At 42.4% G+C, this 23,851-nt stretch carries 25 protein-coding genes and 1 tRNA gene; 3 read left to right on the forward strand and 23 right to left on the reverse strand.

The genetic code is table 11. The features are described from left to right. Window positions 1–58: 58 nt before the first annotated feature. The 5 genes from atpD to AC59JT_RS03200 all read right to left on the reverse strand — a co-directional run bounded on the left by atpD (window position 59) and on the right by AC59JT_RS03200 (window position 4,411). Window positions 59–1,561 (reverse strand): F0F1 ATP synthase subunit beta, encoded by a 1,503-nt coding sequence (gene atpD / locus AC59JT_RS03180; RefSeq protein WP_497396057.1) that lies wholly within the window; start codon window positions 1,559–1,561, stop codon window positions 59–61. Window positions 1,562–1,801: 240 nt separating this feature from the next. Further along, window positions 1,802–2,791 carry an NAD(P)H-quinone oxidoreductase gene (locus AC59JT_RS03185; RefSeq protein ID WP_497396059.1) on the reverse strand — a complete coding sequence of 330 codons (990 nt, stop codon included), beginning with the start codon at window positions 2,789–2,791 and terminating at the stop codon, window positions 1,802–1,804. 18 nt (window positions 2,792–2,809) lie between these two features. Then, window positions 2,810–3,568: an oxygenase MpaB family protein gene (locus tag AC59JT_RS03190; protein ID WP_497396061.1), complete on the reverse strand. Its 759-nt coding sequence runs from the start codon at window positions 3,566–3,568 to the stop codon at window positions 2,810–2,812. Next, a complete protein-coding gene (locus tag AC59JT_RS03195; RefSeq protein WP_497396063.1) occupies window positions 3,565–4,047 on the reverse strand; it encodes a hypothetical protein in 483 nt (160 codons plus the stop codon). Before AC59JT_RS03195 ends, AC59JT_RS03190 begins: the two co-directional genes overlap by 4 nt. Further along, the gene (locus AC59JT_RS03200) at window positions 4,028–4,411 is read right to left on the reverse strand and encodes a ribosomal maturation YjgA family protein (RefSeq protein ID WP_497396065.1); all 384 of its coding nucleotides are present in this window, start codon (window positions 4,409–4,411) and stop codon (window positions 4,028–4,030) included. The genes AC59JT_RS03195 and AC59JT_RS03200 overlap by 20 nt, the downstream gene beginning before the upstream one ends. A 231-nt stretch (window positions 4,412–4,642) precedes the next feature. Here AC59JT_RS03200 and AC59JT_RS03205 point away from each other — a divergent pair. The 3 genes from AC59JT_RS03205 (at window position 4,643) to obgE (ending at window position 6,472) form a co-directional block, all read left to right on the forward strand. Then, window positions 4,643–4,716 (forward strand) — tRNA-Arg (locus tag AC59JT_RS03205). Between the two features lie 60 nt (window positions 4,717–4,776). After that, window positions 4,777–5,358, forward strand: coding sequence for an adenylate kinase (locus AC59JT_RS03210; protein WP_497396067.1), 582 nt, complete (start codon window positions 4,777–4,779; stop codon window positions 5,356–5,358). A 103-nt stretch (window positions 5,359–5,461) separates the two neighbouring features. Next, window positions 5,462–6,472, forward strand: coding sequence for a GTPase ObgE (gene obgE, locus AC59JT_RS03215; RefSeq protein ID WP_497396069.1), 1,011 nt, complete (start codon window positions 5,462–5,464; stop codon window positions 6,470–6,472). On the opposite strand, the gene AC59JT_RS03220 is transcribed toward obgE, so the two are convergent. From AC59JT_RS03220 to AC59JT_RS03305, 18 genes are read right to left on the reverse strand one after another with little or no spacing between them, the layout of a single operon-like run. After that, window positions 6,465–7,016, reverse strand: a complete 552-nt coding sequence (locus tag AC59JT_RS03220) for a WcaF family extracellular polysaccharide biosynthesis acetyltransferase (protein ID WP_497396071.1) — start codon at window positions 7,014–7,016, stop codon at window positions 6,465–6,467. The two genes, obgE and AC59JT_RS03220, sit on opposite strands and share 8 nt — an antisense overlap. Beyond that, complete coding sequence (gene xrtY, locus AC59JT_RS03225; RefSeq protein ID WP_497396073.1) at window positions 7,003–7,548, reverse strand: exosortase Y; 546 nt, start codon at window positions 7,546–7,548, stop codon at window positions 7,003–7,005. Before xrtY ends, AC59JT_RS03220 begins: the two co-directional genes overlap by 14 nt. Continuing rightward, on the reverse strand, window positions 7,532–8,401 hold the full coding sequence (locus AC59JT_RS03230; protein ID WP_497396075.1) for a glycosyltransferase family 2 protein: 870 nt from the start codon (window positions 8,399–8,401) through the stop codon (window positions 7,532–7,534). Before AC59JT_RS03230 ends, xrtY begins: the two co-directional genes overlap by 17 nt. Further along, window positions 8,394–9,017 (reverse strand): class I SAM-dependent methyltransferase, encoded by a 624-nt coding sequence (locus tag AC59JT_RS03235; RefSeq protein ID WP_497396077.1) that lies wholly within the window; start codon window positions 9,015–9,017, stop codon window positions 8,394–8,396. Before AC59JT_RS03235 ends, AC59JT_RS03230 begins: the two co-directional genes overlap by 8 nt. Continuing rightward, window positions 9,010–10,149: an XrtY-associated glycosyltransferase XYAG1 gene (locus tag AC59JT_RS03240; RefSeq protein WP_497396079.1), complete on the reverse strand. Its 1,140-nt coding sequence runs from the start codon at window positions 10,147–10,149 to the stop codon at window positions 9,010–9,012. The genes AC59JT_RS03235 and AC59JT_RS03240 overlap by 8 nt, the downstream gene beginning before the upstream one ends. Beyond that, window positions 10,146–11,549, reverse strand: coding sequence for an exosortase Y-associated Wzy-like protein (locus AC59JT_RS03245; protein WP_497396081.1), 1,404 nt, complete (start codon window positions 11,547–11,549; stop codon window positions 10,146–10,148). The genes AC59JT_RS03240 and AC59JT_RS03245 overlap by 4 nt, the downstream gene beginning before the upstream one ends. Then, window positions 11,546–12,703: a glycosyltransferase family 4 protein gene (locus AC59JT_RS03250; protein ID WP_497396083.1), complete on the reverse strand. Its 1,158-nt coding sequence runs from the start codon at window positions 12,701–12,703 to the stop codon at window positions 11,546–11,548. Before AC59JT_RS03250 ends, AC59JT_RS03245 begins: the two co-directional genes overlap by 4 nt. After that, window positions 12,700–13,983 (reverse strand): glycosyltransferase family protein, encoded by a 1,284-nt coding sequence (locus AC59JT_RS03255; RefSeq protein ID WP_497396085.1) that lies wholly within the window; start codon window positions 13,981–13,983, stop codon window positions 12,700–12,702. Before AC59JT_RS03255 ends, AC59JT_RS03250 begins: the two co-directional genes overlap by 4 nt. Then, window positions 13,976–15,172, reverse strand: coding sequence for a glycosyltransferase family protein (locus tag AC59JT_RS03260; protein WP_497396087.1), 1,197 nt, complete (start codon window positions 15,170–15,172; stop codon window positions 13,976–13,978). The genes AC59JT_RS03255 and AC59JT_RS03260 overlap by 8 nt, the downstream gene beginning before the upstream one ends. 32 nt (window positions 15,173–15,204) lie before the next feature. Then, window positions 15,205–16,137, reverse strand: a complete 933-nt coding sequence (locus AC59JT_RS03265; protein WP_497396089.1) for a hypothetical protein — start codon at window positions 16,135–16,137, stop codon at window positions 15,205–15,207. Beyond that, window positions 16,134–17,159 carry a glycosyltransferase family 4 protein gene (locus AC59JT_RS03270; RefSeq protein ID WP_497396091.1) on the reverse strand — a complete coding sequence of 342 codons (1,026 nt, stop codon included), beginning with the start codon at window positions 17,157–17,159 and terminating at the stop codon, window positions 16,134–16,136. The genes AC59JT_RS03265 and AC59JT_RS03270 overlap by 4 nt, the downstream gene beginning before the upstream one ends. Then, entirely contained in the window at window positions 17,156–18,139 is a 984-nt protein-coding gene (locus tag AC59JT_RS03275) for a glycosyltransferase (RefSeq protein WP_497396093.1), read from the reverse strand. The genes AC59JT_RS03270 and AC59JT_RS03275 overlap by 4 nt, the downstream gene beginning before the upstream one ends. Beyond that, window positions 18,139–19,293, reverse strand: a complete 1,155-nt coding sequence (locus tag AC59JT_RS03280; protein WP_497396095.1) for a glycosyltransferase family protein — start codon at window positions 19,291–19,293, stop codon at window positions 18,139–18,141. Before AC59JT_RS03280 ends, AC59JT_RS03275 begins: the two co-directional genes overlap by 1 nt. After that, window positions 19,293–20,243 carry a hypothetical protein gene (locus tag AC59JT_RS03285; protein WP_497396097.1) on the reverse strand — a complete coding sequence of 317 codons (951 nt, stop codon included), beginning with the start codon at window positions 20,241–20,243 and terminating at the stop codon, window positions 19,293–19,295. The genes AC59JT_RS03280 and AC59JT_RS03285 overlap by 1 nt, the downstream gene beginning before the upstream one ends. Window positions 20,244–20,258: 15 nt before the next feature. Next, window positions 20,259–21,233 carry a glycosyltransferase family 2 protein gene (locus AC59JT_RS03290; protein ID WP_497396099.1) on the reverse strand — a complete coding sequence of 325 codons (975 nt, stop codon included), beginning with the start codon at window positions 21,231–21,233 and terminating at the stop codon, window positions 20,259–20,261. Next, window positions 21,233–22,243: a glycosyltransferase family 10 domain-containing protein gene (locus AC59JT_RS03295; protein ID WP_497396101.1), complete on the reverse strand. Its 1,011-nt coding sequence runs from the start codon at window positions 22,241–22,243 to the stop codon at window positions 21,233–21,235. The genes AC59JT_RS03290 and AC59JT_RS03295 overlap by 1 nt, the downstream gene beginning before the upstream one ends. Then, window positions 22,243–23,142 (reverse strand): glycosyltransferase, encoded by a 900-nt coding sequence (locus tag AC59JT_RS03300; protein WP_497396103.1) that lies wholly within the window; start codon window positions 23,140–23,142, stop codon window positions 22,243–22,245. The genes AC59JT_RS03295 and AC59JT_RS03300 overlap by 1 nt, the downstream gene beginning before the upstream one ends. Next, the gene (locus AC59JT_RS03305; protein WP_497399329.1) at window positions 23,129–23,827 is read right to left on the reverse strand and encodes an FkbM family methyltransferase; all 699 of its coding nucleotides are present in this window, start codon (window positions 23,825–23,827) and stop codon (window positions 23,129–23,131) included. Before AC59JT_RS03305 ends, AC59JT_RS03300 begins: the two co-directional genes overlap by 14 nt. Between the last annotated feature and the right edge of the window lie 24 nt (window positions 23,828–23,851).

Below are 23,851 nucleotides of genomic sequence, written 5' to 3' on the forward strand. Positions count from 1 at the left end.
TGAGCAGATATGCAAGCGGCAATAATTTGCACATCTGCATATCTGCTCATCTGCACATTTATGAATTCGCTTCTTCTATTAATTTTTTACCTTTTTCAATAGCATCTTCAATGCTACCTACTAAGTTAAAGGCTGCTTCAGGATACTCGTCAACTTTACCATCCATGATCATGTTAAAGCCTTTAATGGTTTCTTTAATATCAACCAATACACCTTTTAAGCCGGTAAATTGCTCGGCTACGTGGAACGGCTGAGATAAGAAACGCTGAACACGACGAGCGCGTGATACAACCAATTTATCTTCTTCAGATAACTCGTCCATACCTAAGATGGCGATGATATCCTGTAACTCTTTGTAACGTTGTAAAATTTCTTTAACACGTTGAGCAGTGTTGTAGTGCTCGTCGCCTAATACAGCAGGGCTTAAGATACGTGAAGTTGAATCCAATGGATCCACCGCAGGGTAGATACCTAGCTCGGCAATTTTACGTGAAAGTACGGTAGTAGCATCTAAGTGGGCGAAGGTTGTAGCCGGCGCCGGGTCGGTCAAGTCATCCGCAGGTACGTATACCGCTTGTACTGAAGTGATAGAGCCACGTTTAGTTGAAGTAATACGCTCTTGCATGATACCCATCTCGGTTGCCAAAGTTGGCTGGTAACCTACCGCTGATGGCATACGACCTAACAAAGCCGATACCTCAGAACCTGCTTGTGTAAAGCGGAAGATGTTATCAACGAAGAACAAAATGTCACGACCTTTACCTTCAGCATCACCATCACGGAAATATTCAGCGATAGTAAGACCTGATAAAGCCACACGTGCACGTGCACCAGGAGGCTCGTTCATTTGACCGAACACGAAGGTTGCTTTTGAATCTTTCAAAGCTTCGGCGTCAACTTTAGTTAAGTCCCAGCCGCCTTCTTCCATCGAATGCATAAATGCATCACCATATTTTATAATGCCTGATTCCAACATCTCGCGCAAAAGGTCATTACCTTCACGTGTACGCTCGCCCACACCCGCAAATACCGATAAACCGTCGTATGCTTTCGCGATGTTGTTGATCAGTTCCTGGATCAATACTGTTTTACCTACACCGGCACCACCAAACAAACCAATTTTACCACCTTTGGCGTAAGGCTCTAACAGGTCAATAACTTTGATACCTGTAAACAATACTTCGCTTTCGGTTGATAGGTCCTCAAAACGAGGAGGGTTGTTGTGGATAGGACGACCATCGGTTTTGTCCAGATCGGCAATACCGTCGATAGCGTCACCAACCACGTTAAATACGCGGCCTTTGATCGCATCGCCAACCGGCATTTTAATTGCTGAACCAAGGTCAACTACGTCCATTCCGCGTAATAAACCGTCGGTTGAGTCCATTGCTACTGCACGTACACGGTCTTCACCTAAGTGCTGCTGCACTTCCAAGATGATTTTCTGACCGCTGGTTTTAGTGATCTCTAACGCGTTATAAATTTGAGGCAACTGGGCATCAGCAAAGCTGACATCGACTACCGGACCGATGATCCGTGATACTTTTCCAATGTTTGGCATATATAACCTGGTGATTTTGTTAAAATATTATAAAATAGTGAAATCCGTTAAGTGACGCTATTTCAGGCCGCAAAGTTATGATTTATAACCCAATATTAAAATACTATTATGCGGATTTTTTAACGTAATTTTTATAATAACAGCCAAATTGTATTACGTACACCACATTATTTAAACAAAACCTGTTTTTATATTTATAATACGCTCATAATTAAATATTTGCCATTATGGCTGTGGGCGCTATAAATCAGCCACCTTCAAAACAATTTTGCCTATATGTTGGCTGCTTTCCATCAGCCGATGGGCTTGCGCGGCTTCGGCTAGGGGAAACGTTTCAAAAATTACAGGTTTTATGCTGCGCGATACCAGTAACGGCCATATATTTTTTTCAAGTTGACGGGCGATGGCGGCTTTGAAATCAACGTCGCGGGCACGTAAGGTTGAACCGGTTATAGTAAGCCGTTTGCGCATTATTAATGATAGGTCTATTTGTACATCTTTGCCCTTCATAGTATTGATAAATACCAACCGGCCATCATTAGCTAAGCTTTGTAAATTAAGCGGTGTATAGCCGCCCGCTATGCTATCCAGTATTACATCAACACCTTTATTATCAGTAAGCTGTTTAAGCATTTCGGCAAAATCTTCGGTATTATAATTAATGGCTTTGGCGGCGCCGACACTTTCGCAGAAGCGGCATTTTTCATCACTTCCGGCTGTTGTATAAGCTGTGCTGCCCATGGCCGTTGCCATTTGTATAGCGGTAATGCCAATGCCACCCGAGCCACCGTGTACCAGCAGGCTTTCGCCCGGTTGTAGTTTACCACGATCAAATACATTGCTCCAAACGGTAAAGAAGGTTTCGGGTAGCGAGGCAGCTTCTTCAAAACTTAGTCCTTCCGGGATCGGCAGGCACTGCCCTTCGGGTACATTACAATATCCGGCATAACCACCTCCGCTTACCAGGGCGCATATTCTGTCGCCAATTTTCCAGCGGGTGATCTCGGTACCTACCTCTGTAATTATGCCGGCTATTTCCAGTCCGGGTATATCCTGAGGGGCACCGGGTGGGGGTGGGTAGTGGCCCTTGCGTTGGGCAACATCGGGTCGGTTTATGCCTGCCGCGGCTACCTTTACCAGCACCTCGTTAGGACCGAAGGCAGGGATCGGCCTTTCGGCTAATTGTAATACTTCGGGTGCACCTGGTTGGGTAATAATGATGGCTTGCATATAGTAAAGATAGAACTATCAATACATATCCATCTGCAATATTTGTGCCTTGTAAGCTGATGGCAATAAAAGGTTACGGAACGGTTTTTCAAACTGTATCCGTCTTAAAAACTTATAGACAGCCAATGCCGGTACGGCCCAAAATTGGGTTTTAAGTGCCAGTAATTTGCTAACGCGATTGGGCACCAGCACGCTTTGTACCTGTATAGTTAATAGGTAGCGCAGCCAGCCCAGGTGTTTGCGGTACTGTTTATAAAGGTCCGTGGTAAAGTGACTTTTTACCAGGTTTTGTTCCAGATGCTCTTCGCGCATTTGCTGCCATTGGTTAAAGGTTTGCGGCAGGCCGCTAAGCTGCATGCGCATGCCCATCCGGTAAAATACATCGAATATCTCGCTACGCTCATTAGCGGTAAGCGGGCGGTCAAGCATTTCGAACGAGCGTATGGTATAGTCTATCAGCATAAATAAAACGTCGCGATAGGCCCAGTCGGGTATTTTGCTGCCGCGATTTTGCTCAACGCCCTGGTGTATGGCGGTTATTTTATCAATGGCGTGCAGGGCTTCTGCTTCGGGCGCGAAAAGGATTTGACGCGCATAAACAATGGTACTAAACAAACGGCCAAGCGGATCGGCAGGTAGTTTGCCGGTATAGTACAGCCAATCAACCGCTTTATTCAAGGCAAACTCGGCCGCTGAGCCGGCGAAGATGAACAGGGTAGTATCGGCCCTGCCCCATATTTTACGAACGATAGAGTTTTTATTTACAAAATAGGTCATGCTAATTTCTCCAGTTTAGTAATGTATCGGTGGCAGGGAATTAATACCAGTAATGTAATAACGCCAAATGAACAATCAATTAACTGCAAGAAAAAGGGAATGCCCCTGATATGCCCTGCAATAAACGCTAACGGAAATATAGCTACCGCTGCAATAATGCCAAATTGTACCACCCATTTGTTTTTAACAGGATCTGAGTAAGGGCCAACAAATAACACGGCCAGCATTACATGTGCAAAAGCCAGCCAATCTGTACCGTAACTTAGAAACGGATAAGTTTGGTTTATGGTTTTTATGGCCTGATAAACATTATTAAGCCAATTGCTCATGGTGCTGTTCACGGCAGGTTGGATACTTACGAGCCAGGCGAGTTCGCTCTCCAAAGGAAATGCCGTAGCGCCACTTAAAAACAAGCCGACTATTACTATGCCTATACAAATTTTAACGCGACGGGTAAGTTTAGTTTTTTCGGTTTGCATGGTTTAAAGTTTTTTCTGTTAGGATGATAAATAACACGCCAAGCGTGTACATTAAAATGTCTGCCCAGGCAAAGGAGGTGCCGATGGCTGTGCGGGCTATGTTGTTGTGTTCCAGTCCCAGCCTTTGCACGGCATCGAAGTATTGCGCCAGCTCTATCGCGTAAGCAAATAACAAAACGCTAATTGCTGTGGGCAAAACGGGGGTATTTACAAAAGCTTTTACACTGCAGTAGATCAATATCACCACCAGGAAGTCGCCGCCAAAGGGGCGGATGAAAGCATCGTCTAAAAACAAGGCTATCAAAACTTCGGTAATAAAAAGCAATACCGCAAGGGCGAAATAAGCAATACTAAATCTAAACATATAAAAGTACTTTGTATTGCAAAGTAAATAAATTAAACCTGAATAGACAAGTAAAAGAGTTATATTTATTTTGATTAAAGTAGATAATGGGGTGGATGAGCCAGCTCTAAAATGTGCCAAAACAAATTAATAGGCCTGATTTTGCGAGCTTTGCAGAAAAACCAGCGTATTTTTTTAATTATTTTAGGTGAAATCAAAAACAAATTCTATTTTTGCAGTCCATTAAAAAACGCATTTGTAGCTCAATTGGATAGAGCATCTCACTACGGATGAGAAGGTTTGGGGTTCGAATCCCTACAAGTGCACTATATAAATTAAGCCTTTCTGTATACATTACATGAAAGGCTTTTAATTTGAAGAACGGTATGCTAAACTTAGTATTATTTGGCCCTCCCGGAGCCGGTAAAGGTACTCAATCACAAAAACTTATTGAAAAATATGGTTTGATCCATCTGTCAACCGGTGATTTGCTTCGCGGCGAGATCTCACAAGGAACAGAGCTTGGTTTAGAGGCCAAGAAACTAATGGACGGTGGTTTATTGGTACCTGATGAAGTAGTTATTGGTATGATAAGCAACAAGCTTGACGCTAATAAAGACGCAAAAGGTTTCATTTTTGATGGTTTCCCACGCACGGTAGCACAAGCCGAAGCTTTGGATAATTTATTGAAAAGCAAAAAATCTGAAATATCAGGCATGATAGCTTTAGAGGTGAATGACGATGAGTTGGAGCGCAGATTGCTGTTAAGAGGTAAAGATTCCGGTCGCCCGGATGATGCTAATCCTGAAATTATCCGCCGCCGTATTGTGGAGTATAATACTAAAACCGCGCCTGTTGCCGAGTTTTATAAAGGACAGAATAAATTTAAAAGCATTAACGGTATAGGTTCGGTAGATGAGATTTTCAACGCTATCTGTGACATTATCGGTAGCTGGAAAAATAAATAATTTAAGGTAAGGCTAAGGTTTTTACCTTTGTAAAGTCCGGGAGTTTAAGCTAAGCAGCTTGTAACTCCCGGACTTATCTTTTAAATAAAAAATATAGTACGCGATGTCTCAAGGTTCAAATTTTGTTGATTATGTAAAGATATGCTGCCGCTCGGGTAAGGGCGGGGCTGGTTCGGCGCACTTGCATCGCGATAAGCATACTTCGATGGGTGGCCCTGATGGTGGCGATGGCGGCCGCGGTGGCCACGTTATTGTTAAAGGCAATGCCCAGTTGTGGACTTTGCTGCACCTAAAATTTCGTAAACACGTTATTGCCGGCGCCGGCGAATCAGGCGGTAGTTCGTTAAGCAGCGGCAAAACCGGTCGCGACGAGATATTGGAAGTACCATTGGGTACTATAGCCCGCGATGCGGAAACAGGCGAAATACTATTTGAGATAACTACCGATGGCGAAACGCAGATATTAACCAGCGGTGGCCGTGGCGGTTTGGGTAATGCTAATTTTAAATCGGCCACACGCCAAACTCCCCGCTTTGCTCAACCCGGCGAAGAAGGACTTGAGGTATGGAATATATTGGAGCTTAAGTTGCTAGCTGATGTAGGTTTGGTAGGTTTCCCAAATGCGGGCAAATCAACCTTACTGTCCGTTGTATCTGCAGCTAAGCCCGAGATAGCTGATTATGCATTTACTACCCTGGTGCCTAACCTGGGTATTGTTGCCTATCGTGATAACAGGTCATTTGTAATGGCTGATATTCCCGGGATTATTGAAGGCGCATCAAAAGGTAAAGGCCTTGGTATACGCTTCCTTAAACACATTGAGCGTAATGCAGTACTTTTGTTTATGGTGCCTGCAGATACGGGTAGAACGATTCAACAAGAGTACGATATCCTTTTAAAAGAACTCAAAGAATACAACCCCGAGTTAATGCACAAGCCTCGCGTATTGGCCGTTACCAAAGCCGATATGCTGGATGATGAATTGATATCCGAGATGAAGCAGCAACTCCCTACAGATGTGCCGTCGGTATTCATTTCATCAGTAGCACAAAAAAATATAGTGGAGTTGAAAGACCTGCTTTGGAAGGAAATAGTTAACCAGCCGGCTAACTAATAACGCGGTCGCGGATCTTTATGGCAGGGTTGCCCTGGTAAATGCTGTAAGCTTCCAGGTTCTTTGTGGCTGTTGAGCCTGCGGTAAGTACAGCGTGAGAAGCTGCTGTTATGCCTTGGTTTACCGTTGCACGTGCACCTATCCACACACCTTCTTCTAATATGATGCTGCCTGTTATCAGGTTAAAGGTGGTCTTTTTGTAATCGTGACTGCCGGTTAATAACAATGCGCCTTGCGACAGGCATACATTAGAGCCCAAGGCTACAGGTACTAAATTATCTATCCAAACATTTTCGCCTATCCAGCAATGGTTGCCTATGGTTAACAGCCACGGGTATTTAATATTAACACCCGGTTTAATAGTAACCCCATCGCCAACCTTGGCGCCAAACCATTTCAACAACATCACTTTCAGGCCGCTGAAAGGAAACGCCATCCGCATAAAAAATATGGCGTTCACGCAATACCAAAGCCCGCGTTTTATAGCAGTGCCGCCCGGGTGGTAAGGGTGATTGTTGTATGTAGACAGATCAGTTTTTTGCATTTGATTTGCTATCGCCAGTCACCCAAAAATACAAGGTTAAGCTTATTAACACGTAAATAATTGCGTTAAAAATAGTATGGTGATCTATAATTTTAGAAGCACTCTTATTCCAATACAAGGCCAGTAATACAAAACGAGTGATGTTTAATGCCTGTATCACTATCAATCCTATAAAACCAAACCATAGTTTGGCTTTTAGCGGTTTGGGATAAGCTATTACAAAAGCCGCAAAAAAACTCATCACCCCCAAACCTAAGCATGAATAAACCATGCGTATAATACCGCGGCCGGCGGTAAGCATTTCGTATTCGTTGGTAATGGCAACAAAGCCAAGGCTGTTTAAAACAAAGGCGCTTGCTTTTAGTAAAAACAGGCGTAATGCTTGTATGTAGTTTAAATTTTCGGCTAGGAAGGGGATATAATGCGGGCCGGGATTGGTAACCGCGAAGAACGCTATATTGAAATAATAGAACACCGCAAACAGGCATACAAATATCAGCACAAAACGTAGCGCGCTATTTTTTTGCAGCATCGTTGTGTTGTTTAAGTAATTCGTCAATTTTAATATCGACTACCAGCCTGAACCAAAAGCCCTGCATAAAATGGAATATAATGCCTGTACGGCCGTCCAAAAAACCTAGCTGGAATATCAGCCTGTAAATAAAATATAGCAAAGGGCGCACATATCGCGGCAGCTTAAACCACAATTGCTTGTACCAGGCTTTCCGTTGGTTAGGCGAACCCCAAAAGTCGGGCTGTTCCGTTTGTGCTTTAAACGTTAGGAGTTGCTGCACTTCCTGTTGTGCTACCAAATCGCTGTAACGGTTGTGCTTGGCTATCCAAAAGCTGATATTGTTTTCCTTCAGGTTTTCTTCCAGTATAATGCCGTTATTCCATACTGTAGTATGGCCGGGCACTACAAAGCGATGATCCATCTGCTCGTTCAGATCAGAATACCCTACCTTATACCTGAACATTTTTAACAGGAAAAACGGGTAATAGCCCCCATGCTTTATCCAGCGGCCTTTAAAGAAGTTTTTTCGGTTAAAATAGATGCCGTCCAAATGTTTGTGATCTTCATCTCTAAAATCAATAAGCAGACGTTTCAGGTCTTCGGTTACTGTATGGTCAGCGTCCAGACCAATAACCCAGGGGGTTTGTATAGCGAAGTTTTTCAGCGCGAAATCCCATTGCATGGGATGATTCTCAAATGGATGTTGTAAAACAGTAGCACCGGATTCTTCGGCTATTTGTAACGTGCCGTCGGTACTGCCCGAATCTAAAATAAATACAGGCGCATTCAATTCGGCAATGGAGTTAAGGAGACGCGGTAAATGCATCTCTTCATTAAAAGTTAAAATAATAAATGAATAAGGCCTATCCATTTAACTTAGCTTTAATGATCATTGATTTCCAGAAATAAGGCACACGCCCGCAGCCTTTAAATGCCACAACCGTAAACCCGGCATCTGTAAGCGCTTTGCTCAATGTTTTACGCGACCACATTTTGATATGCCCGCCATGCCATAACGGGTTCATGTGGCTATCCCATTTGCCTAGAATACCCAACACCAGGTTTTTTAAATAACCATGATAGGGGGTTGTGATGATGATCTCGCCTTTGCTGTTTAAAGTCTGTTTACAGAAATTGATAAACCCGGCCGGATCATACAAATGCTCAATAACTTCGGTTGATATTACCGTATCAAAAGGTACCTGTTGTAGTTCGGTTGGGAGTTTACCGGTTGATAGATCCTGTAGAAAAAAGCGATCGGGATTGGTCTTTCGGGCTATCTCAATGCCTTGAGCAGACGCATCGGTACCATAAGCATTAAAGCCATGTTGTAGCAGTACGTTTGCCAGGTAACCGTTTCCGCAACCAAGGTCAATTATATATTGGTTTTTACTTTTATCAAGCAAGGATAAGATAGGTTGCTGCAAATACTGAAAAGTATGGGCGGGAGCGCTTTCAGTAAACCCATAGTCTTTATAATCAGCCATGCTTTAAAATATCGTTATACATCGCCATATATTGTTGGGTTAGCTTGTCTTCGTCAAAATCGGCACGCACCTGTAGCGGGGCTTTTTTGCGTATTGCCTTTAATTGCCCGGCCTGTATGGCTACGTTGTTGATGATATTGGTTAAAGATACTACATCCAACTCAAATACCCAGCCCAGGGTATGCTCATTTACGTAAGGCGCCAGCCCAACATTTTTGCTGATGGCTACTGCGGTACCAACACTCAGGCTTTCTATAACAACATTACCGAAATTCTCGTCGTGAGATGGTAGTACAAACAAATCATGTTGTTTAAACAATTCAAATTTTTTGGTATGTTGAAAGCCTAACCAAGTAATATGCTGGCTAATATTGTTTTGCTGCGCGATATATTTTAATTGGTTAATGTAAGCCTCATCGCCATCGCCGACGATACTTAAGTGGTAGGGGATGGTAACACCAGGCAAAGCATTCAATAAAGTATCAAGCCCTTTTTTTTCGTCAATTCGTGATAAAAAAAGCAGTTTTAAGGTAGTATGGTCATATTCGGTTTGTACTTCCTCAAAAGCCGGTAATTGCACAAAGTTTGGAATATCATAAAAGCCTTTCGGTTGGATCAGGGTATTCAGCGCCGCTAATTCGCCTGCTGAAGTAGCGTGAATAAAACTCCTGCTAAGCAAAGGCTTGCCAATAAACGTGTGCAGCAGTTGCTTTGATAGCGAATTTTTGTGGCCGAAAGAGTATATGCTTAACGTTCCCCTTGGTGATACGAGTACTTTAACACCACGCACTATTGCAATAAGGCACGATAGTACAGATACCAGGTTCCACCAGGCATGGATATGGATGGCGTCAAATTGTTTAACACGTTTCCACAAAGCGTGAAGTAGTGCTGGTGAAAAGTGAGAGTGGTCTTTGGTTAGCCTTTTAAAGTAGGTAACCGTAACGCTATCAACAGTTACCGGAGTGTTTATAGAGACCGGTAGTTCCATAGGGCCGTTGGCTGTCGTGGTAAAAACTTCCAGTTCATATCCTGCTTTCACCAATTGTTCGCTTAGTTTGGATACCGACATGGTTGGCCCGCCATAAACAAAGGCCGGTTTGTAGGAAGCGTTTATTTGCAGTAGCTTCAAATCCGTCGTAAAAAATTGGTTGCCAAAAACACTTTATGTAGGAGCAACATCGTGATGTAACTCCAGAACACCGAGTTGCCGATAAACTCAAAGCTCAGGCCCCGCCAAAATATTTGAAATAATCCGCTGAATATTAGGGCTGTGCCCAATAAATATCCGCCAAACATTTCTTCTGCTTTTTGCGATATCCATTGCACTACCGATCCATAAACAAACAAAGCTAAAAACACGCCAAAAGCACCGCCCGATAAATAGCCATCAACTATATACGCTGGTTTAGCCGATACTTTTGATCCCCGAAAAACCACGCCGGAATCATACACCCTTTCCATTACCAGTGTCTCTGTTATTGGTTTACTAGGCCAAAACACGCGTGGTACCAAGGCTATTACAGATTGCTCAAGTATTTTGAAACCATAAAAGTCAATTTTATCCGGTGTTGACTGCACAAATAGCGTAAACATGTCTATCTCGCTGATGCGATACACCAGGAAGTTTAGGTTATTGTTGTCGGTTTCATCTTCGTTTAACGTGGCGTCGAGCGCTGCTTTGTAAGCTTCATCGGCACTTGCATCGTCACCCCATGCATTTTCACGGTAAGTATTAGTATAAGTTGGTAGTACCGTAAATAATAATATCAGCGCAGGAATGAATATGGCAGTTACTGTTTTTTTATAGCTGGGATATAAAAAGATGCCTAACACCATTACGCTGATAATAATAGGTTCTTTAAAGCCCGAGGTTAAAGCCTGGTAAAAGTTTGATATATATAACAGCCCGCACACAACCGTATTACCCATTTTTTGCTGGGGAATAGCAAACGCGAGCGCAAGCGTTCCGGAAATAAAGCTTAACGAACTTAACTGGAAATAAAACTGCGAGAAGCCCGGTATTTTTAATGATAGCACCGAAACCGGCAAACAAATAATAGCTACTATAAAAAGTGTATTAGCCAACCTATCTTTATTATAAGTATATACCGATTTGATTGGATAATTCATTCGCGATAATAAACCGCTGACGAAGGCCGCATGGCCTAAAACATAATAGCGCTGACATTGCGATGCCAGCATGATCTTGTCCCCGCCAGCGTAGGTTGACGTAAAAGGTAATTCTATGTCAATATATCCCAGCAAACTCATGAAATAAAATATAGACGAACAGGCCATGTAACCTATAAAGATGACCTGTACTAAAAAAACCGGGCGCATAATTTGCTGCGCAAGGGTAAGGTCTGTAGGCATAGGTTTTATATGCCCGCTGTAGCACACAAAAAATATATAGAACGAACCCAGCCAGGCAATGAAGTATGATAATATCGGCTCTGAGCTCAACGCTGTAGCAAGCAACCAGGGCAAATAAAGTACTAAGTATGCACCTATTGATTTGTTGCCGTTCATTTTCCCGTAGTCTGGTTTAGTTTGCTATCAATAGCTGCCGCGATATTCATAAAATTCCAAGAACGGATTGTTTGTTCGGACGCTTTTCCGAAAGTTAGCAGTTTATTTTTGTCGGCCGTGAGCAATTTAAGGCAAGTTAATAATTCCGCTTTATCGCCGCTTTTAAAAATAAAGCCATTTTCATTATTCACTGTTAAATCTACAGCACAACCGCATTTATCGCTTACTAAAACTGCTTTTCCGCAGGCCATGGCTTCATTTATGGCAAGTCCCCAGGTTTCGCCCGGACCTTTTGATGGTAGGCAAAACAGATCAGCAGCCTGATAAATTGCAGGCATGAAGGTTTGATTTTGAAACGGCATGAAATGAATGTTGGTATAGCCGCCGGCTTGTTGTTTTAATTCAGCCTCTAAAACCCCGTTTCCAACAAAAAGTAAATGAACCATCGGGTCACCCATATCGATAAATGCCTGCAGCAGTATCAAAGGATCTTTCTTTTCTTCAAACTTCCCGGCAAAAACAACGAGCTTGTCATCGGCATTAAGCCCTAGTTGTTCTTTCAAAGTTTCAACTTCAATAGCCATGCTAACAGCAAATCTGTCATTATCAACAGCGTGAGGGGCAAAGCTTAACTGATTTTCTGTTAAGCCATACTTTTCAAAATACGCTTTGTTATTAGCACCATTATAAAAAGCATGATCAACATGGCTGTAAACCCATTTTAATAACAGGTACTTAAATACATTTTTCAAGCCGGACTTTTCGTCCAATAAAGTTGAATCGCCCCTAAAAAACACAGGTACTTTGTTTTTAAAGTGCCGCAGTACTTTTAAATGGCTTTGATAGGCCCAACCATAAACCAATATCGCATCCGGCTGCCAGCTAGCAAGCTCAGTTGTTAAATGCGGATTAATTATGCCATTATAGTGATGTGAACCCGGCTGATTGGCCGTATTGATCTGCCATTGATACTCATAACCCTCCAACAGGTCAATATCCCATTTTATGGTTTTATCAAATCCCGGATCGTGTTTTGAAACAGATGCTTCGCCCCAGGTATAAAAAACTTTTACCTGCAGCCTTTCCGCCAGCAACTTAAATACCGGGGCGTAGTATTGAATTGGATGGGTTACTACAATGGCCAGCTTTTTCATTCAGTTTTATTGACTACAAGGTTAAATAGCTGGCATTGTTTTTCGGTCATGCTTTGTGCAGTGTATTGTTCAAGGCAAGTTTCGTCATATTGCGGTGATGGTAAGGTTCCTGCTAACAGCTGATCAAGAAATGATATGACATCTATTTCTTCAATATGGTTATAGCTGTAAGAATGCAGTGCCCCACATGCTTTTAAAACCGGCAGGGCAGGGCTATGTTCATTGAAAATAGCCAGCATGGGTTTTTCTGTTAGCAGATAAGGGTATATTTTCGACGCCGTATATTTTGGATCATCAGAGCCCGGAATAAACAAAGCATCTGCCTGTAGCAAGGTTGATAAGGTATGATAATAACTTATACGGTCCGTTACTTCTATAACATGATTGGCTATACCAAATTGCTGAGCCAGGGGCAATACGGTTGCCGTACCTGTACCTTTTGCCGCATAACTGGTGCCAATGAAATGGAATTTTAGTTTATTGTAAACTTCGGGAGCATCAGCAAGACGGTGTTTAAATGCGCTAAAAAGTGGCTTAATAGCTTCGTGCAAATCAACACCCCCACGACCTATGTACACCACATTTTTATAGCTGTTATCTAATAATGACGCGAAATCATTTTCATGCTTCCGCGCAATAGCCATGTCTGGCTTAAAACTACCAAATGGGATAGTGGCCGAAGGTATATGTTTGACCTCTGGATACCGGTTTTTAAGATCAGTGATATAACTTTCAGACACGCTGATTAGGCCGTCAACCTGTTTCATAGCAATTGGTTCCAGGTTTTTATGCATGCGGTAGGATAGCCAGTATTTTGGCGGGCGCTGATGTTTGGGCTTATCGCGATAGTATTCCGAATGCCAGGGGTCTTGCATATCTATCACGTATGGCATGCCAAAACGTTTTTTCCAATAAGCCCCTAATATACACACCGGGAATTGCGTGGTCGAGAAATAGATTAAGTCAAACTTTTGAGTGGTCAACAAACTGTTGACGATTTGTTTGTATGACCGATATGACCGGAAAGCGATATTACCGAACCCTAATTTAGATGTTAATCGTTTGTTAAGAACTTTTACGGTATGGATATTTATTCCTGCCGGTAAACTCTCCAAAAGCAAATCGTCTTTCGCATGATCAGAGTCGGCCGGGTCTGCCATTACCACTTCAGCATTCCAACCAAATTGCGCAAAATATGGCAGGCTCATCCGTACCCGCTGCATATCGGCCGCGTTCACCGGTGGGAAATTGGGCGATATGATGAGCACTTTTTTATTCACTTATACCGAACGTTTTACCTACTAATGTCAACAGTTTTTTACTTTCTGTTTCCCAGTTATATTGTCGCCGCGCAAGTTTTATCGATGCCGATTTGCAGTTGTTAAGCAAAGTTTTATCTTGTTTAAATTTCGACAACAGGTCAGCCAATTGCTGTATGTTTTGCTTTTGATACAGATGCCCTATCTGTGGGTTTTGGGTTAGAAAATCTGCCTGTGCTGTGGTATCACTTGCAAGTATGGCCAGCCCTGCCTGTAGATAGGTGAAAATTTTATTGGTCAGGCAAATATCTCGGTTTAGCGGGGTTTTGTTCTCAAGGGCCAAGCCAACATCAAACTGCGCGGCAAACTCAATTACCTTATCAGGATGAATAGGATCATGAATAATTACAGGTGTGCCGGTAATCACCAATTCATCAATGTAGCTCCTGTATTGTGCTTGTATAATTCCCAGTAAATGGAGCTCAAAATGGTCTTTATTTAGCAAATTTATAGCTGCCACAACATCTTCAATCCCCCTGCCCGCACCAGTCGTCTGCGAAAACCAAAACAGTCTGAGCGGGCCTTTATGGGCAGATGCACCGGTATCAATTTTTGATTTAGGGAATACGTTAAGCAGCACCTCCGGTTTTAAGCCGGGATATAAGCTTTGATAAGCATCGGCAATTTGCGGGCTGCTTGCTGTAAAGTAATTAAGCTGGGGGATGTATTTATTTTCAATGTTAATCTTAAACCGCACTTCTGCGTCATTAATATCATTGTTGGTTTCAAAGCGATGAAAATCCTCGGCATCAAATCCGCAAAGCGTTTTATAATATTTGGCGGCTTTTACAGCGGCCGGTAACGCACCAAGGTTATGCGCTATATACAGATCAGCTTTATGCTTTTTTGCTTCGCGAATGAGCGCGTAGGAGGAGCGTGCCAGGGCCCAGTCATTAACTAAGCTGTTATTGATTTTCTTCGCCAGTTTATGTATCAGCCTACTAATATTAAAGCTGGTTGTTGCATACTGCGGATGTCCGCCAACCCGTATAAAATTCCACTTTTTGGTGGGCAATAATTCTTTATCATAAGCGGTGCCCCAGTCATTCCAATAGGCATATAAGACGGTAACCTGGTACCCCGCGACACTTAAGGCATCTGCCTCCTTTACCAAACGTGGATTAAGTGACGGCTGCCCGGAAGAGATCAATACAATACGTTTTCCCGCTTTTTTGATGATGCTTACTTTTTGACGTACAAGGGAAAAAGCTTGTAGATAAAATCTTTATGAAAATCGTACCCGGTATTATGGCAGTAATGCTCGCTTGTTATTTTATTGCCCAGGTTGCGTTCTTTCTTAGTGAGGTCATATTGCTTTGGTAACGCCAGAAAATTGCCTTTGTGGCTGGCATATAGGGCAAACAGCGTTTGTTCCAAGTGCCACGATGAGGTGCACTGTGGCTCGTTTTTGATAATATTTTCGGCAAATGCAAAAAGCTCTTCATCGAAATTATGGAGGAATACTCCTGCATTCACTCTGTCAAGCACCGGTACAGTCAGATACTTCGCAATAATATCAGGCGAAAAGGTATAGGTGTTGCCGTTATCTAAATTATAAGCGCCGTTATGCGTATCGTTAGCCACAATGTCCGATAATTCAACTGGGTCATCAAAAAACAAAACATCCGAATCAAGTTGTAATAAATAGGGCGTAGTCTTCTCTATCAGCATATCAAACAACCTGATGGAGAACAAAAAATGACCACGTAATTGAGCGCAATTATCGTAACCAGCCTTGGTAAGTAAATCAGTAACTTTAGGCGTTTCCGCCGATTTTTTGAATACGGTAATGCCCGGGAATAGTTTCTCTATCACCAAAATATCCTCATCATTTAGGCTTCCGTCCTCATGATAATGAACTTGGATATCACGTGTCCAAAAGCAAAAACTGTAAAGCGTGGCTAATGATTCAAATAGGTTTTTCTTGTTGGCTAGTATAGCCAACGTTAACTTACTGCCTTCGCCGTTAACGGGTATTGGCGACAGGGCCTCGATTTTTTTCTGTAGCAGGTGGCGATAGCGGGTTTTGGCCAGCTTCTCTTTTACACGCGTGTAGTAGTGCGTGTTGCCAAACTGTAATTCGTGTTTTATTTTATTCAGTATCTTTTGGATCATGCTTTACTAAACAAATTAAGGTATTGGGCGGCAATAACATCCACGTTGAATCTTGATTCGGCATGCTGCCTGCATTGTGCACGGTCGATGTTACTTATCTTTGAAACTCGCTCTGCCATTGCGTGCCTATCACTAACAATATAACCGGTAACATTCTCGTCAATTACTTCGGGTACCGATCCTCTTTTAAAGGCTATTACCGGCGTACCGCAGGCCATAGCTTCAATCATCACCATACCAAAAGGTTCGTCCCATTCAATAGGAAAAAGTAAAGCCTTGGCTTGTTGCAGATAGGTGTTCTTTTGGTCGTCATTTAACGGCCCTACATAAGTTATTTGGTCCCCATCCATTAAGGGTTCTATTTCGGTTTTGAAATACTGGAGGTTATCAGTAGTTGTTGGTATGTTGCCCGCAATAATGAGCTTATGCTTAGTTGCTTTTGCTACCGCGATAGCTGTATGTACACCTTTGATTTTATCCAAACGCCCTAAAAACATCAAAGGCGCATCAACATCAACAAATGTATTAACCCGGTACGACGAGAAATCAATCGTATTGTAAACCGTTTCCCATTTGCCTGCTACGTTTCCGGTACCAACACAATAATTGCTGCATGCGGTGAATATTAAGTTACGATTTGGTAGCGCGTTCATGATCCTGATACCTTTTTGAGATACAGGCCGGCCGTAGGTCATTATCTTTTTTACTTTAGCGTTCAGTATAGGTAAGAGATATATTAATCTGCCGAAGTTATGCACAAGGTCAAACCTATTCCGGTTACGGTAAAGGTATTTCCAAACAAATCGCATTTCCTTATTTTTTGCAGACCGTGGGCGATCCAGATCGTTTTCACCAAACGTAATAGTAGTACCGCTGCAATGCGAGTTTGGCCCTGCCAGCAGCGTAACCTCGTGGCCGAGCCTGGTATATTCTTCGGCAAAAAGGTAAACAAGCCTTTCATGTCCCCCGTAAAGTGTAGGTGGTACAGGTATGCCCGGATCCATGATCAGGAGTATTTTCATGGATAAACGCTTTTTATAATGTCAAGCATCCGTTGCGCGCTTTTTTTTAGCGTGAGGTTTTCCATGATATAAGCCCGGGGATGATATTTATTTGCGAGTACATCATGCCAAAAAGTATGTATCAGCGATTCAAAGCCCGTGATATCTTTAAATGACAAGCCACATCTGTCATCAAAAAACGGGATAGATGTAGCGGGTACGTTCTGCGGTTCGCCCCATTTGAAACGGTTGGGATCCAGCCAAAGGCCCTGATCCCATGCAAACACGGGGACGTCCATGGCTAAAGCTTCGCAACAGGCAAAACCCTGACTTTCGTGCTCGCACAAAAATATCATAGCGCGGCTTTGCTTTAATAGTTCTCGGTACTGGGGTTCATTATAGCTGCCATAGGCAATGGTTGCATAAGTTAAACCCATGTTGGTAAGCTTTTCCAGGATAGGAGTTAACAATACCTCGCGGGTCGCATCCCTATCCCACATGACCTTATCGTATAACAGGATATCGTATTTTTTATCAATGCCTGCATCGGGTTGCCATTGGGTTGTATCAATCCCCGCCGGCCATGTGTCGCAATTTTCGGCGCCATAATATGGAACGTATAAATTCTGGGTCCAGGTGGAATGTTGGAGGTATTTCGCTACGGGATATTGCGTGAATAGGTTTGGCCAGTCGGCAGGATGGGTCATCAGGCCTATACCTGCAATAATGGGATTAACCTGTTGATACCCCTCAAGTGAATAAGCGCCATTACCCAGTACCACAACCGGCTCGTTGGGTTTTATTTGATTAAAAGTGAGGTTGATATCGTAATCTACATGTAACCCATCAAAACCCTTGCACAGATTAACAAAAACCTTTTTTATGCCCGATGTACGCTTACCTTTTATCAAGTCGCGAAGCTTAGGAATAATATGCCTGTCGCCGGGTAAAAATCTGTCCTTTGCAGGTTGCTGGCGATAATAAAGGTGTATGCGTTTCACTATTTTAAGCCCAGGGTCGTAGCTATTTTATTTATACTAACCGGAATCGAATGATCGCTAAGAGATCGTTTTTGCCCATTCACTTTTAGTTGTGTGCGCAGATGCTCATCTTTTTGCAACCTGTCTACCTGCTGTAAAAGCTCGTCGGCGGTTTTGTAAGTTGCTATCTCTGTGTTTACGTCGTATAATTCCTCAATACCTTCGGTCCACTCTGTTAAATAACAAGCGCCCAGCATTGGGGCTTCAATATCACGGAGCCGCGAATAGGTATTGGGTTTTTCGGCAGGATAGAAGAAAGAGGGGTATCGGTTTACACCTATTGTTATCATGCTACCCGCTGTAAGTTGGTTATATAGATCGGCGTTTAGCGAAACGTTTACTTTTGATTTTAGTATGGCGCTTAACTCCCCGCTATAGCTTCGTGCTTTCAATTTTTCCCTATATCCAGAAATACCGTATTTGTTGAGCGATTTTAGTTGGAACAGTGCTTTTTGGGCCAGTCCGTAAGAGGGGGTATTTGTAAGTATGTTAACTTCATCAGCTACCCAGCCGTTGCCGTAAATGTCAAGAGGTATTGTTGGGTGCAGTTTTGTTATTTCTTCAAATAACAATTGGCGCTGTAAATCTTTTGAGCCGACGAATGTCACCCGGTCATTCGTTTGGGCTTGAAAAGAACGCAACTCAGGTTTTACCCACATAGGCATGGGCAGATTGATGTGAGAATAGCCCGCTTTTTTATATCGGCTGATGGCTTTATACTCCGGCACCCAATTCAAATCAAACACGCCAAATTGTGTGGGCATTGACGTAAACTCCCGCACGTTATCGCAAAAAAAGTTAACGCAGGGTATGCCTGCCTTTTGTAGTTGCTGTATAGACCGAATGTCGATCTGTTCAGGATATAGGTAACCTAAAAACAGGTCGGCAGGGTTTTTCTTTAGATAAGCGGTTGTTTTCTCCCAGGCCTCTTGCTTCCAGTTTTGATGAGCTTGTTTGCTTTGAGGTACCAGTCCTTTTGCCCAGTCTACATCAGGGCATTCTATCCATTCATGGCCAGCTTCTTCTATGCCGTTTTTTATATAATATTCCCAAAAGCCATAGGCCGGTATTGGATGTTGTGTTTGCGATTGCAGAAAAGATAGAAATATCCTCATTAAATTCTTTGGCTGCCGCGCACTTTTCGTGCACCGAACAGCATGTGAAACACGGGTCTGAATACTGATTTTAGTTTATTTTTAACTGCATTGGGTACTACATAAATAGCCCAAGCCTTTAAATTCACCGCCGGTTTATGGCTATTATTTAAGCGATAGACCTCAGCCCAATAGTGATAGGTATCCGTAAACGAACCATTAAAATGTAGTATAGCAGGTTTTGTTTCGGTAGGTATATTTTCGCCTCCCGTTATTGCTGTGATAGGCTTTGTTGCTTTTACATCGCCATTCAAAATATTGGCGTGTACAGTTCGGTAATACATCAGATCGGCTTTGACACGACCATCATTTTCAAGCAAAGTTTCCCCGTATAGCGCCATCGCGACAGCAAATAAGGGCTCTTCGTTCTCTTTACCCCTCAGGCGAATAAAGCCGTGCTCATCGTAGGTTTTTTTTAATTCGATGGCTTTTTCAAATATCTGCTTTGCTTTATCGTCGTTTTTAAAATAGTATACCGAACCTACAAATTTGGGTAACGCCATTATGCCGAAGCGATCAAGCGTTGCGGCTACATCGCAAAAGAAATTACCGGTGGTAATGTTATTGCCAATAGCTGAAAAACTATTGCTTTTAAACGATTCAAAAACGAAGTCGATGTTTTTATAAACCAGGCAGTCGCAATCAATAAATAGGTTTTCTGTACCTACGCAATGATCAAACAGCAAGAATTTTGAGGTGAATGATTTATCGTTGTCACTTAATTCAATTTGTTTGATGATTACTTTTTTATTGTCGCTATAGGGTGCGTAAAAGTTGGCATTGTCCGTAAGCAACAGGAAGACGATATCATTATCCTTATTCCAAACCAGGAAAGAATTGAGCAGGTTTTGCGCCAATTGCAGATAATATGGTTTGCCAACAGCAACTGTTACTACACTTTTATTGATCATTGTGTATACCGCGCATCATCTTAAGTAATGTTGGATCAGCTTCGCTAATCGCCAGCCGAATAATTTTTTTATTACCTCGATCTTCGGCCCGCCTAAAACAGGTATGTATGAAGTGCCGCCCAGTTGCTTTATCTCATACATTATCTGTTTGTACAGTTGTTTATCAACCAGGTAGCTATCTACTGCTAATTCTGTCGCGCTATGGGCAAGTGATTTCTTTGCTTTTGGGTTATCAGTGGCTGCGGTTAGATACTGTTTCTTTAATAAAAATGATTGAAACTTGCCACGTAGTGCTTTAGCCGTTTTGATACCGGCCAGGTTATTATTACTATTAAATTTACGGTAGTAGTTATAGTTGTTTTTGGTATGAATTATCCCTTCGCTGGCCAGTAACACGCGGCAAAAAAACTCTCCGTCATCATCAGGCGAATAAAACTCAGACCAATTACCTGCCTTTTTGATCACACTAACCGGGCATAACCAGGCATTGGTTTGTATCATTGACCCACGACCTTCTTCGCCACCGTATAGCTTGATTAAAAAGTTAGCAGGGTTATCCGTATCAAATAAAAAAGCTTCCTCGTAAGGTGTAGGCTTGCCTTCATATGGGTTTTCATCAGTATGGAAATGCACCGTGCTACAAACAGCTACTTTGCCTGGGTTGTCAATAAGCAGCTTAACCTGTTCCTCTATTTTATCAGGACTTAGCAGGTCGTCGGCATCTAAAAATTGGATGTATTCGCCTTTTGCCCGTTGTAACCCATAATTTCGGGTAGCGCCCGAGCCACTGTTGGTTTGCGATAAAACAGAAACCAAGCCACTTTCATATTGCCTGGCAACTGCTAATGAATTATCTGTCGATCCATCGTCGATAACAATGATCTCTTTATTCGGCCACGTTTGATCAGTGGCAGATTGAATAGTTTGCGCGACATATTTTTCGGCATTATAAAGGGGAATGATGATGGATACCAATGGCAAATTCACCATCAAATTTGACCTCCCGAAAATATCTCGATCCACCGATCGCGTAAGGATGTCCCGGCCGGCACTTGGTTGTTATTGAACCATGGTTGTTTTATCATGGCCATATATTTTTCATCGTTGCTATCCAGTTCAATTATCCTGTCAATAAGCCCGGTGAAATCAAGCTTATTAAACTGCATCTTCATTTTCAGGTTTTTGCCAAGCGCCTTCAACTTGCGTTGCACCCTGTCCATCGGCGATTTGAAATACATCGGCCTTATGTCGGTAAAGTTCAATTGTGCTTTGCGTTGCAAGAAATTTACGGCTGGTGAATTATTTAAGTTGACGAAATTGGCCGCGTTTACAAAGCTTTTGGTATTGAATATTTCACCAATGTTTGGGTCGCCACAGTAAATAGGGATACTTTGGCAAAGCATGGCATCATACAGCTTTTCGGTTTGATAGCCGGGATAAACATAATTTTCAAAAGCTATGGTAAATTTATATTGCGAAAGGAAGTTATGTTTGGCACCCCATTTACCGGCTTGCGTATTGTTAATGGGCGGCATGTTATTCATGCTTTTGCCAGGTGCATCAACTCTTTTATATTTTGATAATTGCCTGAAAAACTCTTCGCGGTAGGGTACAGGGTAAGAATACAAAAAATTGCAAAACCCGGATTTTGAAGCCAAAACCGCTTCTGCATCAACCCGTTTTTTTACCAGATTGTCGGGGCTTAAATTGTGCCATTGTATGCGTTTATACCTGGGGTTATTAACTTCACCCTCTGCAGGTATACCAAAGGCCCAATCACAAATATCCAGTTGCGGTGCAATGTTTTCGCAAAAATAACCTATCCGGGTATAAGTGCCGGGTGCGGGAATATCATTTCCATATGGGCCGAAAAAGATAAAATCAGGATCCTCGCTTTCTACAAAATCAAACTCGTCGGCTACAACGTTTAAAATTTCGTTTAGTGCTATCTGGTAATTGATGCCGTTTTGGAACTTAATTTTTATCGTTTTTTTCGACATTAAATAAAATTACCCTCTTTTGTTGTGTTATAGTTTTCCAGGTGCTGATATAGGCTTGTGTATAGATCCTGTAATTGCTCGAAGGAAATATTTTTCAATTGATCCGCGTCCGCCAATTCGGCGCTTTTATCCGTATATATTATTTTACCGATGGCAATTTTCAGTTCAGAATAGAGCGAGATATCGGTGCGGTCGCCGGCATAATTATATTTTAGTTTACCTATGGCACCTTCTGCTTTCAGGCGCTCCCCGGCAGTTCTTGAGGTCACGTTGCCCGGGGTGCCTACGGTAAGTGCGTTACAACCCAAATAGTATAAAATATTTGCCTTTAGGTACGAACAGCGTAAGGCATATTCCCAATCCATCATCGTAAACTGCGTATCATACAGGCCCAGGTAGCTTAATGAGCTTCGTCGGATAAGCATTGAAACGTCGCTAAAGCTAAACGAGGCTACCTTACCATGCTTCCATTGGTCGTATTGATTAGCCCGGCTAGCGATATTGATTTTATCAGGCGATAACAGGTGTGTAGAAAGGCAGTTAGATATACAGATATCGATCTGTCCATTATCTAACATTTGAACGGCGCATTTACGAATGGCTGCATAATCATAAACATCATCATCAATAATTTTTTTGATGATAGTGCCTTTTGCCATTAGTAAGGCCTTGTTCCAGCCATGTGCCTGGTTTTGGTCGGGCTCTGATATAAACTGGTGTATTTTACCTTCGGCGAAAAGTTGGTTTAGATATTCTTTAGCGCCATCTGTGCTGTTGCCATCAACAACCACTATCTCCTCATCGGGTAATAAACCGGCTATTAGTTTTTCCAGTGCTATGCGTAAAAATGGCAGGCGGTTGCGGGTGGCTATGATGTAGGATAAGTTATAGTGTTTCATTTATCATATCCCGGTTCGCAAATAGGGCGTCTCCCTGTAATAATTCGCCAGTTGACGATGCATACCCGGGTTGTATTTGCACCAGCATAAAATTATTTTGATAAAGAAAGTTGTAAAGGTCAATAAAAACTGATGACCCTTCGTAAAGCGGTTTAAATGAAAATTCTGTATATATCAACTTCGTCTTTTTCAGCGTATCTGTGGCTGATTTTAATACAAGGTGCTCAGCCCCCTGTACGTCTATTTTAATAAGGTCGATATGGGTTATTTGTTGATCGGCCGTTATACTGTCAAGCGTTAGGGTTTTAACAGTTTTAGCAACAGCCGTTTTTATTTTTAGCGAAGCCAGTTCATCACTCGATTCATGAATTTTTAATAAAGAACTGATCGAATCAAAGTCTTCATTGATATAAAATTGAGTTTCGCCAATGGAATCAGATACTGCCGCATTGATAATAGTGAATGTGTTTTTATCTGTAAAATTTCTCTCCAGTGTAGGAATGAGCGCAGGTATCGGTTCAATAAGCACGCCTTTTGCCACCTTATATTCGCCCAGAAGGTTTAATGAGAAATGCCCGGCATTAGCGCCAATATCAAAAAAAGTAATGGCTTTACTTTTAGGTAACCGGTTCAAAATTTCTAACGGGACGCCATGCTTCGAGTATGGAATTCTCAACAGATCCATCAAAAAAAACTTGCCTTCGCGTTT

Source organism: Mucilaginibacter sp. A3364 (assembly GCF_059690715.1).

Excerpts from the sequence above, each read along its gene's own strand:
- atpD (WP_497396057.1), bottom strand. The coding sequence starts at position 1,561 with ATGCCAAACATTGGAAAAGTATCACGGATCATCGGTCCGGTAGTCGAT.
- AC59JT_RS03185 (WP_497396059.1), bottom strand. The coding sequence starts at position 2,791 with ATGCAAGCCATCATTATTACCCAACCAGGTGCACCCGAAGTATTACAA.
- AC59JT_RS03190 (WP_497396061.1), bottom strand. The coding sequence starts at position 3,568 with ATGACCTATTTTGTAAATAAAAACTCTATCGTTCGTAAAATATGGGGC.
- AC59JT_RS03195 (WP_497396063.1), bottom strand. The coding sequence starts at position 4,047 with ATGCAAACCGAAAAAACTAAACTTACCCGTCGCGTTAAAATTTGTATA.
- AC59JT_RS03200 (WP_497396065.1), bottom strand. The coding sequence starts at position 4,411 with ATGTTTAGATTTAGTATTGCTTATTTCGCCCTTGCGGTATTGCTTTTT.
- AC59JT_RS03210 (WP_497396067.1), top strand. The coding sequence starts at position 4,777 with ATGCTAAACTTAGTATTATTTGGCCCTCCCGGAGCCGGTAAAGGTACT.
- obgE (WP_497396069.1), top strand. The coding sequence starts at position 5,462 with ATGTCTCAAGGTTCAAATTTTGTTGATTATGTAAAGATATGCTGCCGC.
- AC59JT_RS03220 (WP_497396071.1), bottom strand. The coding sequence starts at position 7,016 with ATGCAAAAAACTGATCTGTCTACATACAACAATCACCCTTACCACCCG.
- xrtY (WP_497396073.1), bottom strand. The coding sequence starts at position 7,548 with ATGCTGCAAAAAAATAGCGCGCTACGTTTTGTGCTGATATTTGTATGC.
- AC59JT_RS03230 (WP_497396075.1), bottom strand. The coding sequence starts at position 8,401 with ATGGATAGGCCTTATTCATTTATTATTTTAACTTTTAATGAAGAGATG.
- AC59JT_RS03235 (WP_497396077.1), bottom strand. The coding sequence starts at position 9,017 with ATGGCTGATTATAAAGACTATGGGTTTACTGAAAGCGCTCCCGCCCAT.
- AC59JT_RS03245 (WP_497396081.1), bottom strand. The coding sequence starts at position 11,549 with ATGAACGGCAACAAATCAATAGGTGCATACTTAGTACTTTATTTGCCC.
- AC59JT_RS03250 (WP_497396083.1), bottom strand. The coding sequence starts at position 12,703 with ATGAAAAAGCTGGCCATTGTAGTAACCCATCCAATTCAATACTACGCC.
- AC59JT_RS03265 (WP_497396089.1), bottom strand. The coding sequence starts at position 16,137 with ATGATCCAAAAGATACTGAATAAAATAAAACACGAATTACAGTTTGGC.
- AC59JT_RS03270 (WP_497396091.1), bottom strand. The coding sequence starts at position 17,159 with ATGAAAATACTCCTGATCATGGATCCGGGCATACCTGTACCACCTACA.
- AC59JT_RS03280 (WP_497396095.1), bottom strand. The coding sequence starts at position 19,293 with ATGAGGATATTTCTATCTTTTCTGCAATCGCAAACACAACATCCAATA.
- AC59JT_RS03285 (WP_497396097.1), bottom strand. The coding sequence starts at position 20,243 with ATGATCAATAAAAGTGTAGTAACAGTTGCTGTTGGCAAACCATATTAT.
- AC59JT_RS03290 (WP_497396099.1), bottom strand. The coding sequence starts at position 21,233 with ATGGTGAATTTGCCATTGGTATCCATCATCATTCCCCTTTATAATGCC.
- AC59JT_RS03295 (WP_497396101.1), bottom strand. The coding sequence starts at position 22,243 with ATGTCGAAAAAAACGATAAAAATTAAGTTCCAAAACGGCATCAATTAC.
- AC59JT_RS03300 (WP_497396103.1), bottom strand. The coding sequence starts at position 23,142 with ATGAAACACTATAACTTATCCTACATCATAGCCACCCGCAACCGCCTG.
- AC59JT_RS03305 (WP_497399329.1), bottom strand. The coding sequence starts at position 23,827 with ATGGATCTGTTGAGAATTCCATACTCGAAGCATGGCGTCCCGTTAGAA.